The sequence below is a fragment of the Nesterenkonia suensis genome, assembly GCF_054782935.1.
Window position 1 is genome coordinate 842,086 of the sequence record NZ_BAAGRN010000001.1, and the last position, 16,034, is coordinate 858,119.

Below are 16,034 nucleotides of genomic sequence, written 5' to 3' on the forward strand. Positions count from 1 at the left end.
GGAGAAGGAGGACGGCATGGACGACCGACGACCGCGTCTCCCGTCCGTCCGGCGCTCTCCCGTCGACACGGTGGAGGATCCCGTCGGAGACGCCGCCGAGAGCGCCCCGACCGAGTCGCCGGCGCCAGAGATTCCGGAGGGCGCCTCCCACGGGGCGGAACCGAGCGGCTCCCCCACGCCGGAGGAGCTGCGCAGCCGACTCCGCGTGGTCGAGGCGGAGGTTCCGGCCACGGAGGAGGCCCCGGGTTCGGACGCTTCCGAGGAGCCCGGCGGATGGAGGGCCGCGAGGCGTGCACGCTGGTCGCAGCGGATCGGCCGGTTCTGGAGGTTCACGGAGGGCGGCAGCGCCCATACCAACTTCTGGCTGGTCCTCGGGTCGACGCTGGCCCTGACGGTGATCGGTCTGACCATGGTGCTGTCCTCGTCCTCGGTCGACGCGTTCGGCAACTCCGGAAACTCCTTCGCCCTGTTCTCGCGCCAGGCGATGTGGGCCGTGGTCGGGCTGATCGGCATGTTCGTGATCTCCCGGCTGCCGAACCGATCCCTGGGGCTGCTCGGATGGGTGCTGATGATCCTCTCCGGGGTGCTGCTGGCGCTGGTGGTCTTCACCCCCCTGGGCCACGAGGTCAACGGTTCCAAGAACTGGATCCGGCTGGGCCCCGTCCAGGGGCAGCCCTCGGAGCTGGCCAAGCTGGCGCTGGTGCTCTGGGGTGCGGCCGTGCTGACTCGGAAGGGGCGGCTGGTCCGCCACTTCGTCCACTGGGTCATGCCGCTGGTGCTGCCCGGTGCCCTGTCCATCCTGGTACTGGTTCTGCTCGGCGGGGATCTCGGCACGAGCCTGATCATCCTGCTCATGGTGGGGACACTGCTGTTCACCGTGGGCGTCTCCTGGCGCTACTTCGCAGTGACCGCGATGTCAGCGGTCGTCGCGGTCCTGCTGCTGGCGTGGACCAGCTCCAACCGGCTGTTCCGCATCCAGGCCTGGTTGGGGATGAACTGCGACCACCCCTCGGACCCCTGCCATCAGTCTCAGCACGGCATCTACGCGCTCGCCACAGGAGGATTCTGGGGCGTGGGTCTGGGGCAGTCGCGGCAGAAGTGGCACTACATCCCGGAGGTGGAGAACGACTTCATCCTCACCATCCTGGGCGAGGAGCTGGGTCTGCTGGGCACGCTGGTGGTGCTGCTGCTCTTCGGTGCCCTCATTCTGGGCATCTTCCGTGTCGCCAGCACCAGCGACGACCGGTTCGCGCAGCTGGCCTGCATGGGCATCGCCGCCTGGCTGGTGGGTCAGGCGTTCATCAACATCGGTATGGTCACCGGCCTGCTGCCGGTGATCGGCGTGCCCCTGCCGTTCATCTCCTACGGAGGCTCCGCGCTGACCTGCGCTCTGCTCGCCGTGGGGGTGGTGCTGAACTTCGCCCACCGGCGGCGCCGTGAGGTCCGGGCACGCCACGGGGGCGATCCCCCTCACGCCGAGATCCACAACGACGGGGACCCGTCCGGGAGTCCGCACGTCGATGTCGCACGCAGCCGGCGATCCGCCGGCCAGATCAGGAAGAAGGCCGCCTCTCCATGAGCACACCCTCTGTGGTCCTCGCCGGCGGAGGAACCGCCGGCCATGTCAGCCCCATGCTCGCCGTGGCCCGAGCTGTCGAGCGGCTCTGCCCGGAGGCGGCGGTGACGATGATCGGCACGGAGTCGGGGCTGGAGACTCGTCTGGTGCCCGAGGCCGGTTATGCGCTCGAGACGATCGAGAAGGTCCCCATGCCGCGACGTCCGTCACGGGATCTGCTGCGCTTCCCCGGCCGTTTCCGTCGGGCGGTCGACGACGCCGCGGGGGTCCTGACCCGTCACGACGCCGCGGTGGTGATCGGCGTCGGGGGTTACGTCTGCACTCCGGTCTATCTCGCGGCGCGTCGGCTGGGTGTGCCGGTGATCGTCCATGAGGCCAATGCACGGCCCGGTCTGGCCAACCGACTCGGGGCCCGCTGGGCGAGGTTCACCGGTGTCGCCTTCGAAGGCACCCCGTTGAAGGGTGCCCACTGGGTGGGGATGCCCATGGCCCGGGAGATCTCCCAGCTGGATCGTGCCGCGGTGCGCGACGACGCTCGTCGGGAGCTCGGGCTGGACCCCGAGCGGGCGACGTTGGTCGTCACGGGCGGATCCTCCGGGGCGGCATCGGTGAATCAGGCGGTCGGCGCCTCACTGGACGACCTGTTGGCCACCGGCGCCCAGGTGCTCCATCTGACCGGCCGGGACAAGACGGTGCGCGACGCGCAAGGGGCCCCGCTGCAGCGTGAGGGCTACCACCAGCGGGAGTATCTCGATGGCATGGAGCTGGCCTATGCGGCCGCGGACCTCATCATCGCCCGGTCGGGTGCGGCCACGGTCTGTGAGGTGGCGGCGGTGAGCCTGCCCGCGGTCTTCGTGCCGCTGCCCATCGGCAATGGCGAGCAGGAGCTCAATGCTCGGGAGCTGGTCGACGCCGGCGGGGCCCTGCTGGTCAAGGACGAGCACCTCACCCGAGACTGGCTCAGCCGCAACGTGGCGCCGCTGCTGGCCGACCCACGGTTGCTGCGCACCATGGAGGAACACTCTGCCGCACGCGGGATCACCGATGCGGATGAACGTATGGCGCAGGCCGCATTGGACGCGGCCGGTCGCCGGGAGGGAGAGCGATGAGCACCGGAGCGGGCCCGGAGGGATCGGAGCACGAGCCGCTGACGCTGCGGCAGCTGGGCCGGGTCCACCTGCTCGGCCTGGCCGGGGTCGGTGTCTCCGCCGTGGCTCGACTGCTGCATGCCGCAGGGGTGCCGATCTCGGGCACGGACGGCAAGGAGCTGCCGGTGCTCGACGAGTTCCGGGCTGCGGGAGCACCGGTGCGGGTCGGCTATCGCGCCGAGAACATCGCCTCGGTGGAGGAGGAGACCGGAGAGCCGATCAGCACCATCATCGCCTCCTCCGTCGCGGCTGCCGGCAATCCGGAGTACGAGGAGGCGCGGCGCCGCGGTCTGCGGGTGCTGCACCGCTCCGAGGGACTGGCCGCTGTGATGACCGGCCGCCGCTCGGTGGCGGTGGCCGGGACCCACGGCAAGACCACCACGTCCTCGATGACGACGGTCCTCCTGGAGCAGGGCGGTCTCGAACCGAGCTTCGCTGTGGGCGCGACGGTGGCCGGCCTCGGAGTCAATGCTGCCGCCGGAGAGGGCGACTGGTTCGTGGCGGAGGCCGACGAGTCGGATGGCTCCTTGCTGAACTACCGGCCCGAGGTGGCCATCATCACCAATGTCGAGGCCGACCACCTGGACCACCACGGCACTGCGGAGGCGGTGCATCAGGTGTTCGTGGACTTCACCGAGCGCATCCTCGACGGCGGGGAGCTCATCATCTGCCGCGACGATGTCGGTGCCGTGAACCTGCTCGACCAGGTGGCGACCGACCTCCAGTCCCGCGGGGTGACCGTGACGACCTACGGGCGGTCTCCCGAGGCGGACCTGCGCCTGGAGGGCCATGCCGACGCGGCCGTGGGGACTCTCGGGCAGCGGTTCTCCGTCAGCACCGGTGGGGCACATGCGCAGGTGCCGGCCGAGGTGACTCTGGCTTTGCCGGGCCTCCACAACGCCCTGAACGCGTTGGCGGCGGTGGCAGTGGGCCTGCGTGCGGGACTGGACCTGCACGAGTGCGCGCAGGCGTTGGAGCACTTCCAGGGCGCGGCGCGGCGATTCGACCACAAGGGCGAGCATCGTGGAGTGCGGGTCTATGACGACTACGCACACCATCCCACCGAGGTCGCGGCCGTGCTCTCCGCCGCCCGCTCCGCAGTGGCACCGGCCGGTCGGGTCCACGCGATCTTCCAACCGCACCTGTTCAGCCGCACCCGCCTCTTCGCCGGTGAGTTCGCTGCGGCTCTGGCCGCCGCCGACACGGTGGCGGTGCTGGACATCTACCCGGCTCGGGAGGCACCTCTGGCCGGAGTCACCTCGGAACTCATCACGGCGGACCTGTTCTCCGGTCACAGTCCGCCCGCGGGCGGACTCATGGGGCCCGAGGAGGCGGTCCGTGCCGCCGCCGCGGCCGCACAGCCCGGAGACATCATCCTCACCCTCGGCGCCGGTGATGTCACCGCGCTGGGCCCGCTTCTGGTGGAGGCGCTGCGCGAATGAGCCCCCGACGTCCCCGAGCACCGTATGCCTCGGAGCGCCGCGAAGAGTCTCCTGCCGAGGATCTGGCGCCCCAGGAGCGCCCCGGCGGGGAGGCCCCGGGTCCCCTCCTCGCGGATGCTGCTCCCTCCTCTGTCGGGGAGGGGAGGGTCGTCGCATTGAGTGCGGAGCGACCGCGACGGGCGAGGATCACCGCGGCGGAGGCCTTCGACGACGGCGATGGACCCGAGGAGGGCGCCTCCGGGAGCCCCGGTGGACCGAGGGAAGCCGAGGAGGAGCCCGCTGAGCCGGTGGATGTCGACCTGCTGCCGTTTCCCGAACCGGAGGTCGTCGGGGCGCGCCGACGACGTCGTCGGCGCATCGGCTGGACCGCCGGTGCGCTGGGGCTGCTGGTCGCAGTGGTCGCGGTGCTGTACTACTCTCCGCTGCTGACCATCGAGCAGGTTCAGGTGGAGGGCAACGAGCTGCTCACCGAGACGCGGGCGCAGGAGCTGCTCCAGCCGCTGTATGGTCGTCCGCTGCCGCAGGTGGGCAACGCCCAGGTCCAGGAGCTGCTGGCCGAGGAACCCGTGGTGGAGGACGTCGTCGTCCAGGGAGAGCTTCCGAACACCCTGTCGGTGGATATCGTCGAACATCCGCCGGTCGCCGAGGTCCGCGACGGAGACGGACTGCTGTTCTACAACGAGCACGGTGACGTGATCCGACGATACGACGATGCTGGGGCCGAGCACGCTCAGGGCTATGCCACTCCCCAGATCAGCAATGAGGCGGCCCTGCAGGATGAAGCGGTCTTCGGCACCATCGTCTCCGTGCTGGGTCAGCTGCCTGCGGCGGCGCGGGAGACGATGGACTCGGCGACTGCGGAGTCCATCGACTCGGTGCGGCTGATCCTCGACGACGGACGCACGGTGGTCTGGGGCGGGGAGGAGCTCGGCGAACAGAAGGCCACGGTCCTCGAAGCGATCCTCGCCTCGGAGGCCGAGGACTTCACCGCCGCCGACGTCATCGACATCTCCACACCGGACACGCCTGTGATCCGATGATCTGCCCCGCGGCGTCCCCAGGGTGGCCTCGCGTCGTCCCCAGGATGTCCCTCGGGGGAGGCGCGCTGACGCGCCGGTCGGCCGATGGCCGGGCCGTGTCCAGGCTGCGGCGGTAGAGTGGCGTCGAAGGCAACCTTCGACCCAGGTCGAATGTTCGTGAGTGACCTAAGGTTCAAGTGCAACGTGAACGTTGCCGAGGGTTGTGGACCACCAGAAGAATGACATGCGTACGGAGGCTCCCGTCTGCTCGACGAGCCGCTGCGACGTCGGTGTTCCCCGATCACCGGCCCGGTGTGACCGCGAACCACACCGGTCCGGCCGGAGAGCCTGACGGGTCGGCGGGACCCGCCGCTTCGGCGGCGGATCCCGCAGATGGACAGTGAGGAGTCGCGCCGCGGCTCACCGGGCAGCGGGGGTCTCCGTGCCTATGACGTGAGAGACGAGCAAGGGACACACAACGTGGCAACACCGAACAACTACCTGGCCGTGATCAAGGTCGTCGGCATCGGTGGTGGCGGCGTCAACGCCGTCAACCGGATGATCGAGGTGGGCCTGCGGGGCGTCGAGTTCATCGCCATCAACACCGATGCCCAGGCCCTGCTGATGAGCGACGCCGATGTGAAGCTGGATGTCGGCCGCGAGCTGACCCGGGGTCTCGGCGCGGGCGCCAACCCCGAGGTGGGCCGACAGGCCGCCGAGGACCACGCCCAGGAGATCGAAGAGGTGCTCACGGGTGCTGACATGGTCTTCGTCACCGCCGGCGAGGGTGGTGGCACCGGCACCGGTGGTGCTCCCGTCGTCGCCCGGATCGCTCGTTCCCTGGGCGCGCTGACCATCGGTGTGGTCACCCGTCCGTTCACCTTCGAGGGACGCCGCCGCGCGAGCTCCGCCGAAACCGGCATCGAGGGGCTGCGTGACGAGGTCGACACCCTCATCGTGATCCCGAACGATCGCCTGCTCTCCATCTCCGACAAGAACGTCTCGGTCCTCGACGCCTTCCGCTCCGCGGACCAGGTGCTGCTCTCCGGTGTCCAGGGCATCACCGACCTGATCACCACGCCAGGCTTGATCAACCTTGACTTCGCCGACGTGAAGTCGGTGATGCAGGGCGCCGGATCGGCGTTGATGGGCATCGGGTCGGCCAACGGTGAGGATCGAGCGGTCAAGGCCGCCGAGCTGGCGATCGCGTCGCCGCTGCTGGAGGCCTCGATCGATGGTGCCCACGGCGTGCTGCTCTCCATCCAGGGCGGCAGCGACCTGGGGCTGTTCGAGATCAACGAGGCGGCCCGGCTGGTCCAGGAGGTCGCTCACCCGGAGGCCAACATCATCTTCGGTGCGGTCATCGACGATGCCCTCGGCGACGAGGCTCGGGTGACGGTGATCGCCGCCGGATTCGACCAGGTCGACGCGACCTCGGCTCCGCAGCAGGCGCCGGCCCAGGCCTCCGCGCCTCAGGCGCCGCGGGCGTCGTCTCCGGCGCCGGCGACGCGTCCTGCGCCGTCGACGACGGTGCCGGGCACGACCCCGATCCACCAGTCTGCTCAGGCCGCTCCCCAGCAGCAGGCCGGGGAGCAGGACACTGCTCCGCAGCAGCCGATGCCGCGACAGCACCAGGCGGGATCCCAGGAGCAGCAGGACATCCCGGACATCGTGGAGTCGGACTACACCGGCAGCCGCAGTGACGACCTGGACGTCCCTGACTTTCTGAAGTGAGGGTCGTCAGATGACGACCACAGGCGACGTGGACTCTCCTTTCTGGTGGCGCGGGACGGCCGCCGAGGGACGGGTCCACGTCGCCTTCACGTCGGTGCAGGCTGGGAACCTCGCCCGTCACGTCGGTGAGGAGCCGGAGGAGGCGGTGACCCGTCGCCGCCGGAGCCTTGAGGCGCAGATGGGAGTCCGCGCCGACACGCTGTGCTTCCTCGAGCAGGTGCATTCCGCGGTCGTCCACGAAGCCTCCGGACACCCTGCCGACTCCGGACGAGCACCAGTGGGCGACGCCTGGATCTCCCTGGGCGCGGCCCAGCCGTTGGCGGTGATGGTCGCCGACTGCCTGCCGGTGCTGCTGGTGGGGCAGGGGGACGGTGATGCCCCGCTGATCACCGGGGCCGCCCACGCGGGTCGCACCGGCCTGCTGGAGGGAGTGCTGGAGAACTCGGTGACTCTGATGCGTGAGCACGGAGCCGAGCGGGTGCAGGCCTGGGTGGGGCCCGGTGCCTGCGGATCCTGCTACGAGGTCTCGGCGACCATGCATCAGGAGCTGGGATCCCAGCGGCCTGCCCTGGCCTCCCAGACGAGTTGGGGAACCCCGGCTCTGGATCTCCGATCCGAGGCTGAGGAGGTGCTCCGTGAGCTGCGGGTGAACATCGCGGAGCTCGCCGGGTGCACCATCGAGGATGAGACGCTCTTCTCCCATCGGAGGGCTCCCGGGCAGGGGCGGTTCGTCGGGCTTGTCTGGCGCGCCCGCTGAACTCCTCAGCACGGCCCCCAGGGTCGCCTAGAGTGGAAGGGTGGACGTGAACAGCATCTCCGTGCCCCCGATCGACGACCCGCGCACCCAGGAGCTTCGGACCCGCCTGGCCGCCGTGCAGCAGCGGATCGATCGGGCCGTGGCGCGGGCAGGACGCGCCGATCGGCCTCAGCTGATCGTGGTCACCAAGTTCTTCCCGGCAGAGGACGTCCTGCGGCTGCTGCGGCTCGGCGTCGCGGATGTGGGCGAGAATCGGGACCAGGAGGCCTCGGTGAAGGCCGAGGAGGTCGAAGCCCTGCTGGAGGCGCATTCCGCGGCCCATCCCGAGGCCCCGCTGAGTCCGCCGTGCTGGCACTTCATCGGTCAGCTGCAGTCGAACAAAGCCCGCTCTGTGGCACGGTATGCCGCGGCCGTGCATTCGGTGGACCGTTCCTCGCTGCTGAAGGCGCTGCGTCGGGTCGCCGACGTCGGCTCCCCGTTGGACTGCCTCATCCAGGTCGACCTCCGGCAGGAGATCCCGCAGGACTCACGCGGCGGGGCGACCCCGGCGCAGGTGCCGGAGCTGGCTGCGTCGATCGCGTCGTCGGAGAACCTGCGCCTGGCCGGGCTGATGGCGGTCGCTCCGCTCGGGGAGCCCCCGGCTCCCGCCTTCGAGCGCCTGGGCGAACTGGCTGCTGGTCTCCACGCTGAGCACCCCCAGGCCGACATGATCTCAGCGGGCATGAGCAATGACCTCGAAGAGGCGGTGGCCCACGGCGCGACACACCTGCGGATCGGACGCGATGTCCTCGGGAAGCGACCTCTGCCGCGATAGTGTCAGAGACGCGCAGTGACAATCCCAGGACCTTCAGCTCAGAGCCCGTCACCTGCTCGTGACGGACTCAGCCGTCCGAGGTCCAGACTTCCCCAGGAGAATCCTCATGGCCGGTGCATTCAAGAAGACCATGATCTACCTCGGCCTCGCCGATGGAGATGACTACGAGGACGACCGCTTCGGCGCAGCCGATCGGGGAGCCGCACGCGGCGAGGCGGAGTCCTCCGCGTCTGCGGCTCCCCGTCAGTCCTCCCCGGCGGCGGCCCGCAGCGCGGAGCCGACGGCGGCGTCCTCGCGCAGCGGGTCGCTCTCGGCCGCCCCGGCGGGTGCGAGCTCCCGCGGCCCCGAGGTCGTATCCCTCGACGCCGCGGCCCATGAGTCCGTCGGCTCGGCGGCGTCGACGTGGGCCGGCGGGTCTGACCGCGGCGCGGAGGAGGGCGTGGGGGAGTCCGGGCGCTACAACAGCTCCAGCCTCGCTGTGGATCCCGAGTACCGGGCTCCGGTGACCCCGATCAAGCGTGCCCCCTCTTCCCGGGATGAGAGTTCCGCCATGCGTAGAATCACGACCGTCCACCCGCGCTCCTACAACGATGCTAAGGTCATCGGTGAGTCTTTCCGCGACAGCATCCCGGTGATCATGAACGTCACCGATATGGGGGAGGCGGAGGCCAAACGCCTGGTCGACTTCTCCGCAGGCCTTGTCTTCGGTCTGGGCGGGTCGATCGAGCGGGTGACGAACAAGGTCTTCCTGCTGACGCCCAAGAACGTGGAGGTGCTCGCCGAAGAGCGCGCAGCCGGCGATTCGCCGTCCTCCGCGCAGTTCTTCAACCAGAGCTGAGCCTGAGGCTGACATGATGTCCCCAGGGCCCGGCTTCTGAGACCTGAGACGACCCTGCCCCTGATCAGAGGAACGACGCCGAACTGTGGACCTCATCGCCGCCCCGATCTATCTGCTGCTGACCGTCTTTCAGCTGGCCCTGGTGATCCGGATCATCTTCGACATCACCCAGCAGTATGCCCGCCAGTGGCGGCCCAAGGGGCTTCCCCTGGCCCTGGCCATCGGGGTCTACGCCGTGACCGACCCGCCGATCCGGTGGCTGCAGAAGCGCATCCCGCCGTTGAATCTGGGAGGGATCGCTCTCGACATGGGGTTCATCATCGTCTTCCTCGGTGTCGTCATCGCCAAGATGGTCGCCCGGGGCATCGGGATGGCCTGAGCCTGCCCTCGACGGGGAGCGCGGGGGAGCGTTCCAAGCCTCGCTTGAAGGTTGAGGTCGAACCTGGAGGCGACGACGGGGTATCCTTGCCCCTGACCACCTGATATTCCACAGGACGCTGTAGGTCCGCGGGCCGATGCTGGGCGCCGCGCCTTCACGCTGAACCGCTTCTCGATGAGGTGACACTGCATGGCCCTTACTCCCGACGACCTTCTGAACAAGGAGTTCCCGGAGACCAAGTTCCGTCCCGGCTATGAAAAGGACGCGGTCGACGACTTCCTGGACGACGTCGTCGTCGAGTTTCGTCGGCTGATCCAGGAGAGCGAAGACCTCAGGGCGCAGGTCGCCGCACTGGAGGCGCAGATCGAGGAGAACCCGGCTGATCTGGAGCCGGATGAGCTCAAGGACGCGGGGCTGTCGGGCTATGCCGGGACCGCCGCCGAGGTGACCGGCACCTTCTCCCCGGTGACCGAGAGCGACGAGCCGGAGGCCGAGAGCGACGAGCCGGAGGACGAGGAGGCCCCGGCGTCCGAGGAGTCCTCCGAGGCGCCGGCTGAGGACCTCAGCTCCGTCACGGCGTACCCGGAGTACCCGTTGGGGACCCGCCCGGCCGAGCCCGCACCTGAGGGGCAGCAGACCGCACCGGCCCAGGACGATGACGCCTCCGCCCAGGGCGCCGACGGTGTGGCCTCGACCGCCACGGGTGTGCTGGCCATGGCGCAGAAGCTCCACGACCAGTACGTGGCCGAAGGTGAGCAGACCCGTGCGGCGTACATCGCCGAGGGCGAGGAGACCCGTGCGGCGTACATCGCCGAGGGCGAGGAGACCCGTGCGGCGTACATCGCCGAGGGTGAGCAGACCCGTGATCAGTTCATCGCCGAGGGTGAGCAGACCCGTGCGGCGTACATCGCCGAGGGGGAGAACACCCGGGCCGAGTACATCGCGGAGGCGGAGCGTCGCCGCGCGGAGATCGTGACCGAGGCGGAGACCCGTGCCGAGAACATGATCGAAGAGGCTGAGCTCACCTCGTCCCGCACGTTGTCCGTGCTGGAGCGGAAGAAGGCGGACCTGGAGACGAAGGTCAGCGAGCTCACCAGCTTCGAGCGCGACTACCGTGCCCGTCTGAAGGACTACATCGAGGGTCAGCTGGCGGACCTCAACAGCCGTGGATCCATCGAGAAGGAAGCCACCGGCGCCGAGCTGTGAGCCCCGAGCAGCTCCCGTCCGTGTCTGAGCAGGCCCCCGTCGCCCGGCCCAGCCGCCGCGCGGCGATCATGACCGCTTCGGCGGTCGCTCTGGTCGCCTGGGGCCTGGACCAGCTCACCAAATGGTGGGTGGAGTCCACGATGGTCCTGGGTGAGCAGATCGAGGTGCTCCCTCCGGTCCTCTACTGGCGGTACCACCTCAACCCGGGGGCTGCCTTCTCCATGGGGACGGACCACACGTGGTTCTTCACCCTCGTGATGACCGGCGTGCTGGGCTTCGTCATCTGGCATTCCCGGCGTCTCGGCGGCTCCTGGCTGTGGGCCCTCGGGCTGGGCGGACTGGCCGGAGGAGTGGCAGGGAATCTCACTGACCGGCTCTTCCGCCCGCCGTCCTTCGGCCTGGGGGAGGTCGTGGACTTCATCGCAGTGCCCCACTTCGCCATCTTCAACATCGCAGACTCGTTCATCGTCTGCTCGATGATCGGGGTCTGCGCGATGATGATCTTCGGGCTGAACATCGACGGCACCCGGGAGACGAAGCACAGCCGAGAGGCCCAGGACCCGGATGTCGACGAGGATCCCGTGGAGGGAGAGGGCCGATGACCGGCGAGGACCCCGCTGTGGTGCTCCTCGAGGTCCCCGCCGACCAGGACGGCGCCCGCGCCGATGCGGTGATCGCCGCCCGGTTCGGGCTCTCCCGCACGGCGGCGGCCGCCTGGCTGGCGGACGGGGCCGTGCGGCACGGCACCGGAGGCCGTGCCGGACGGCCGGTGAAGAAGTCCGAGAAGCTGCCCGAAGGGACCGAGCTGACGGTGACGGTCCCTGACCCTGAGGATCCTCTGGAGGTGGTCCAGGAAGTCGTGGAGGACCTGCACCTGCTGCACCAGGATGACGATCTCGTCGTTGTGGACAAGCCGGTGGGCGTCGCCGCCCACCCCTCTCCGGGATGGACCGGCCCCACGGTCATCGGCGGACTGCTCGGCCTGGGCGTGGAGATCTCCACCTCCGGCGCGCAGGAGCGTCGCGGCATCGTCCACCGGCTCGACGTGGGAACTTCGGGAGCGATGGTGGTGGCCAAGACCGAGCGCGCCTACAGCGTGCTCAAGGAGGCCTTCCGCGCCCGCACCCCCTCCAAGATCTACCACGCACTGGTCCAGGGGCTTCCGGACCCGGTCGACGGTACGATCGATGCGCCGATCGGTCGTCACCCCGGCCATGAGTGGAGGTTCGCCGTCGTCGAGGAAGGCCGCGCATCCCGGACGCACTACCGGCTGCTGGAGGCCTACGGGCGCGTCAGCCTGATGGAGGTGCGGCTGGAGTCCGGCCGGACACACCAGATCCGAGTCCATTTCTCGGCGCTCGGCCACCCCTGCGCCGGTGACCTGACCTACGGGGCAGACCCGGGGCTCGCCGCTGAGCTCGGACTGACGAGACAATGGCTGCACGCCCGTGAGCTCGGGTTCACCCATCCCGGTTCCGGGGAGTGGGTCAGCTTCCGCTCGGAGTACCCGCAGGATCTGACCGGGGCTCTGCGTATCCTGGAGGAGGGGTAGATCATGTCCGGCGATTTCGTGCACCTGCACAATCACACCGAGTACTCGATGCTCGACGGCGCCGCGAAGATCGGAGAGCTCTTCGAGGAGACCCAGCGGCTGGGCATGCCGGCGGTGGCCACCACGGACCACGGTTTCCTCTTCGGCGCCTACGAGTTCTGGAAGACGGCCCAGCAGTATGACGTCAAGCCCATCATCGGCCTGGAGGCCTATCTGACGCCGGGGACGCACCGTTCAGAGCGTCGCCGCGTGAAATGGGGCGAGGGCCTGGCCGGGGAGAAGGACGTCTCCGGCGGCGGTGCCTACACCCACATGACGATGTGGGCCGAGGACACCCGTGGCATGCACAATCTCTTCCGGATGGGGTCCCTGGCCTCCATCGAGGGCTATTTCTACAAGCCGCGCATGGACCGTGAGATCCTGCAGACCTACGGGAAGGGGATCATCGCCACCACGGGCTGCCCCTCGGGGGAGATTCAGACGCGTCTGCACCTGGGCCAGTACGAGGAGGCCAAGCGGGCCGCGGGGGAGTTCCAGGACATCTTCGGCAAGGAGAACTTCTACTGTGAGCTGATGGACCATGGCCTGGAGATCGAGCGCAAGGTCAAGGGGGACCTGCTCAAGCTGGCCAAGGAGATGAACCTCCCGCTGCTGGCCACCAACGACCTCCACTACACCCATCAGCACGACCACAAGGCGCACGGGGCGCTGCTGTGCGTGCAGTCGAACTCCACCCTGGACGATCCGAAACGGTTCAAGTTCGACTCCGAGGAGTTCTATCTCAAGTCGGCCGCGGAGATGCGCCAGCTCTTCCGCGACTTCCCGGAGGCCTGCGACAACACTCTCGAGATCGCCGAGCGCTGCCAGGTGGAGTTCAACGAGTCGGCCTCGTACATGCCGCGCTTCCCCGTCCCGGAGGGCGAGACTGAGGAGTCCTGGTTCATCCAGGAAGTCGAGCGGGGGCTCGCCTACCGCTACCCCTCCGGCATTCCGGACAAGGTCCGGCAGCAGGCCGAGTACGAGATCGGCGTCATCACCCAGATGGGCTTTCCCGGTTACTTCCTGGTCGTGGCCGACTTCATCAAATGGGCCAAGGAGAACGGCATCCGCGTCGGCCCCGGGCGTGGCTCCGGCGCCGGCTCGATGGTGGCCTACGCGATGCGCATCACCGACCTGGACCCGTTGCAGCATGGACTGATCTTCGAGCGCTTCCTCAACCCGGACCGTGTGTCCATGCCCGACTTCGACGTCGATTTCGACGACCGTCGCCGCGGCGAGGTCATCGACTATGTGGTGCGCAAGTACGGCGACGAGCGTGTGGCGATGATCGTCACCTACGGCACCATCAAGTCCAAGCAGGCGCTGAAGGACGCCGCTCGGGTGATGGGCGAGCCCTTCTCCACCGGTGACCGGCTCTCCAAGGCCATGCCCCCGGACGCCCAGGGCAAGCCGACGCCGCTGTCGCACATCTACGACGAGAAGGCCGAGCGCTACTCCGAGGCAGTGGACATGCGAGAGACTCTCGCGTCGGACCCGCGGCTGAAGGAGATCTTCGACCTGGCCACCGGACTCGAGGGCCTGAAGCGTCAATGGGGTGTGCACGCAGCCGGGGTCATCATGTCCTCGGATCCGCTGATCGACATCATCCCCCTGATGAAGCGCGAGCAGGACGGCGCGATCATCACCCAGTTCGACTACCCGATCTGTGAGTCGCTGGGTCTGATCAAGATGGACTTCCTCGGGCTGCGGAACCTCACGATCATCTCCGATGCGCTGGAGAACATCCGCAACAACAAGGGTGTCGACGTCGACCTCGAGACTTTGGACCTGGAGGACCGTCCGGCCTACGATCTGCTGGCCAAGGGTGACACCTTGGGTGTGTTCCAGCTCGACGGCGGCGGCATGCGTTCGCTGCTGCGGCTGATGCGCCCGGACAACTTCGAGGACATCTCCGCGGCCCTGGCGCTGTATCGTCCCGGGCCGATGGGGGCCAATTCGCACACCAATTATGCGTTGCGCAAGAACGGCCAACAGGATGTCAGCCCGATCCACCCGGAGCTCGAAGAGCCGCTGGAGGACATCCTCAGCACGACCTATGGGCTGATCATCTACCAGGAGCAGGTCATGGCGATCGCTCAGAAGGTGGCCGGCTACACCCTGGGTCAGGCGGACATCCTCCGGCGTGTGATGGGCAAGAAGAAGAAGGCCGAGCTGGACAAGCAGCAGGTGGGGTTCTTCGCCGGCATGAAGGAGAGCGGCTATTCCGAGGAGGCCGCCCAGGCGCTGTGGGACGTCCTGCTGCCCTTCTCCGACTATGCGTTCAACAAGGCTCACACCGCCGCCTACGGTCTCGTGGCCTATTGGACCGCGTATCTGAAGGCCAACTACCCCGCGGAATACCTGGCGGCTCTGTTGACCTCTGTGGGCGAGAACCGCGACAAGCTCGCGCTCTATCTGGCGGAGTGTCGCCGCATGGGGATCACGGTCACCCCGCCGAGCGTGAACGACTCCACGCTGAACTTCACCCCTGTCGGCGACGACATGATCCGTTTCGGCATGGGCGCGGTCCGCAACGTGGGCGCGAACGTGGTCGCCGGCCTGGTGGAGGCTCGGGAGGAGCAGGGGGGCTTCGACTCGTTTTCAGACTTCTTCAAGAAAGTGCCTCAGCACGTGTGCAACAAGCGCACGATCGAATCGATGATCAAGGCCGGGGCCTTCGACGAGATGGGGCAGACCCGGCGGGCGCTCGTGCAGATCCACGAGCAGGCTGTGGATCAGGCGGTGAAGCAGAAGAAGGACTCGCTGCAGTACGAGACCGACATCTTCGGGGCGATGTCCACCGGAGACGACGGCATGGACGATTTCGACGCGGTGCAGGTGCCGGATCTGCCGGAGTGGGACAAGAAGGACAAGCTCGCCTTCGAGCGCGACATGCTCGGTCTCTACGTCTCGGACCACCCGCTGCAGGGACTCGAGCGCGTCCTGGCGCAGCATGCTGACCGGTCCATCTCCTCGCTGCTGAGCGAGGAGGGCCCGCCGGATGGGGCGACGGTGACGATCGCAGGCATGATCACCACGTTGCAGCGACGCATCGCGAAGTCGTCGGGGAATCCGTATGCGAAGGTCGAGGTGGAGGACCTCGCCGGGTCGATCGAGGTCATGTTCTTCGGGAAGGCCTATCAGCCGATCTCCACAGTGCTCGCGGAGGATCTCGTCGTGGCGGTCAAGGGGCGACTGCAGCGGCGCGAGGACGGAGGGGTCTCCATCTCCGCCCAGGAGATGATCGTGCCGGAGCTGGACGGCGAGGCGGCCAGTGGGCCGGTGGTGCTCACGGTGCCCAGTCAGCGGGCCAGCGAGAAGGTCGTCACCCAGCTGGGGGAGGTGCTGATGCGTCACCGTGGCTCCAACGAGGTGCACGTGCAGCTGCTCTCCGGAGACACGGTCGAAGTGATGCGCCTGGGCCCGGAGTACCAGGTGACGCCCTCACCCTCGCTCTATGGAGACCTGAAGGTTCTGCTGGGGCCGAGCTGTCTCCAGGGATGACACCACTCAAAGCACAACATCTTGTG

General features: G+C 68.3%; 13 protein-coding genes. All 13 read left to right on the plus strand.

Annotation, left to right across the window (positions count from 1 at the left end; all coding sequences use genetic code 11):
* Positions 1 to 16 precede the first annotated feature (16 nt).
* On the plus strand, positions 17 to 1,579 hold the full coding sequence (ftsW, locus tag ACYVKI_RS03635) for a putative lipid II flippase FtsW (RefSeq protein ID WP_460688970.1): 1,563 nt from the start codon (positions 17 to 19) through the stop codon (positions 1,577 to 1,579).
* A complete protein-coding gene (gene murG, locus ACYVKI_RS03640; RefSeq protein WP_460688971.1) occupies positions 1,576 to 2,685 on the plus strand; it encodes an undecaprenyldiphospho-muramoylpentapeptide beta-N-acetylglucosaminyltransferase in 1,110 nt (369 codons plus the stop codon). Before ftsW ends, murG begins: the two co-directional genes overlap by 4 nt.
* On the plus strand, positions 2,682 to 4,166 hold the full coding sequence (gene murC, locus ACYVKI_RS03645; RefSeq protein WP_460688972.1) for a UDP-N-acetylmuramate--L-alanine ligase: 1,485 nt from the start codon (positions 2,682 to 2,684) through the stop codon (positions 4,164 to 4,166). Before murG ends, murC begins: the two co-directional genes overlap by 4 nt.
* Entirely contained in the window at positions 4,163 to 5,206 is a 1,044-nt protein-coding gene (locus tag ACYVKI_RS03650) for a cell division protein FtsQ/DivIB (RefSeq protein ID WP_460688973.1), read from the plus strand. Before murC ends, ACYVKI_RS03650 begins: the two co-directional genes overlap by 4 nt.
* A gap of 459 nt (positions 5,207 to 5,665) precedes the next feature.
* The gene (ftsZ, locus tag ACYVKI_RS03655; protein WP_460688974.1) at positions 5,666 to 6,919 is read left to right on the plus strand and encodes a cell division protein FtsZ; all 1,254 of its coding nucleotides are present in this window, start codon (positions 5,666 to 5,668) and stop codon (positions 6,917 to 6,919) included.
* Between the two features lie 10 nt (positions 6,920 to 6,929).
* Positions 6,930 to 7,676 carry a polyphenol oxidase family protein gene (locus ACYVKI_RS03660; RefSeq protein WP_460688975.1) on the plus strand — a complete coding sequence of 249 codons (747 nt, stop codon included), beginning with the start codon at positions 6,930 to 6,932 and terminating at the stop codon, positions 7,674 to 7,676.
* A 40-nt stretch (positions 7,677 to 7,716) separates the two neighbouring features.
* Positions 7,717 to 8,490, plus strand: a complete 774-nt coding sequence (locus ACYVKI_RS03665) for a YggS family pyridoxal phosphate-dependent enzyme (protein WP_460688976.1) — start codon at positions 7,717 to 7,719, stop codon at positions 8,488 to 8,490.
* Positions 8,491 to 8,596: 106 nt separating this feature from the next.
* Positions 8,597 to 9,328 (plus strand): cell division protein SepF, encoded by a 732-nt coding sequence (locus tag ACYVKI_RS03670; RefSeq protein ID WP_460688977.1) that lies wholly within the window; start codon positions 8,597 to 8,599, stop codon positions 9,326 to 9,328.
* Between the two features lie 85 nt (positions 9,329 to 9,413).
* Complete coding sequence (locus tag ACYVKI_RS03675) at positions 9,414 to 9,707, plus strand: YggT family protein (RefSeq protein WP_460688978.1); 294 nt, start codon at positions 9,414 to 9,416, stop codon at positions 9,705 to 9,707.
* Positions 9,708 to 9,896: 189 nt separating this feature from the next.
* On the plus strand, positions 9,897 to 10,913 hold the full coding sequence (locus ACYVKI_RS03680; protein ID WP_460688979.1) for a DivIVA domain-containing protein: 1,017 nt from the start codon (positions 9,897 to 9,899) through the stop codon (positions 10,911 to 10,913).
* A gap of 20 nt (positions 10,914 to 10,933) precedes the next feature.
* Positions 10,934 to 11,515, plus strand: coding sequence for a signal peptidase II (gene lspA / locus ACYVKI_RS03685; RefSeq protein ID WP_460688980.1), 582 nt, complete (start codon positions 10,934 to 10,936; stop codon positions 11,513 to 11,515).
* Entirely contained in the window at positions 11,512 to 12,465 is a 954-nt protein-coding gene (locus tag ACYVKI_RS03690; RefSeq protein WP_460688981.1) for an RluA family pseudouridine synthase, read from the plus strand. Before lspA ends, ACYVKI_RS03690 begins: the two co-directional genes overlap by 4 nt.
* A 3-nt stretch (positions 12,466 to 12,468) precedes the next feature.
* The gene (gene dnaE / locus ACYVKI_RS03695; RefSeq protein ID WP_460688982.1) at positions 12,469 to 16,008 is read left to right on the plus strand and encodes a DNA polymerase III subunit alpha; all 3,540 of its coding nucleotides are present in this window, start codon (positions 12,469 to 12,471) and stop codon (positions 16,006 to 16,008) included.
* The last annotated feature ends 26 nt before the right edge of the window (positions 16,009 to 16,034 follow it).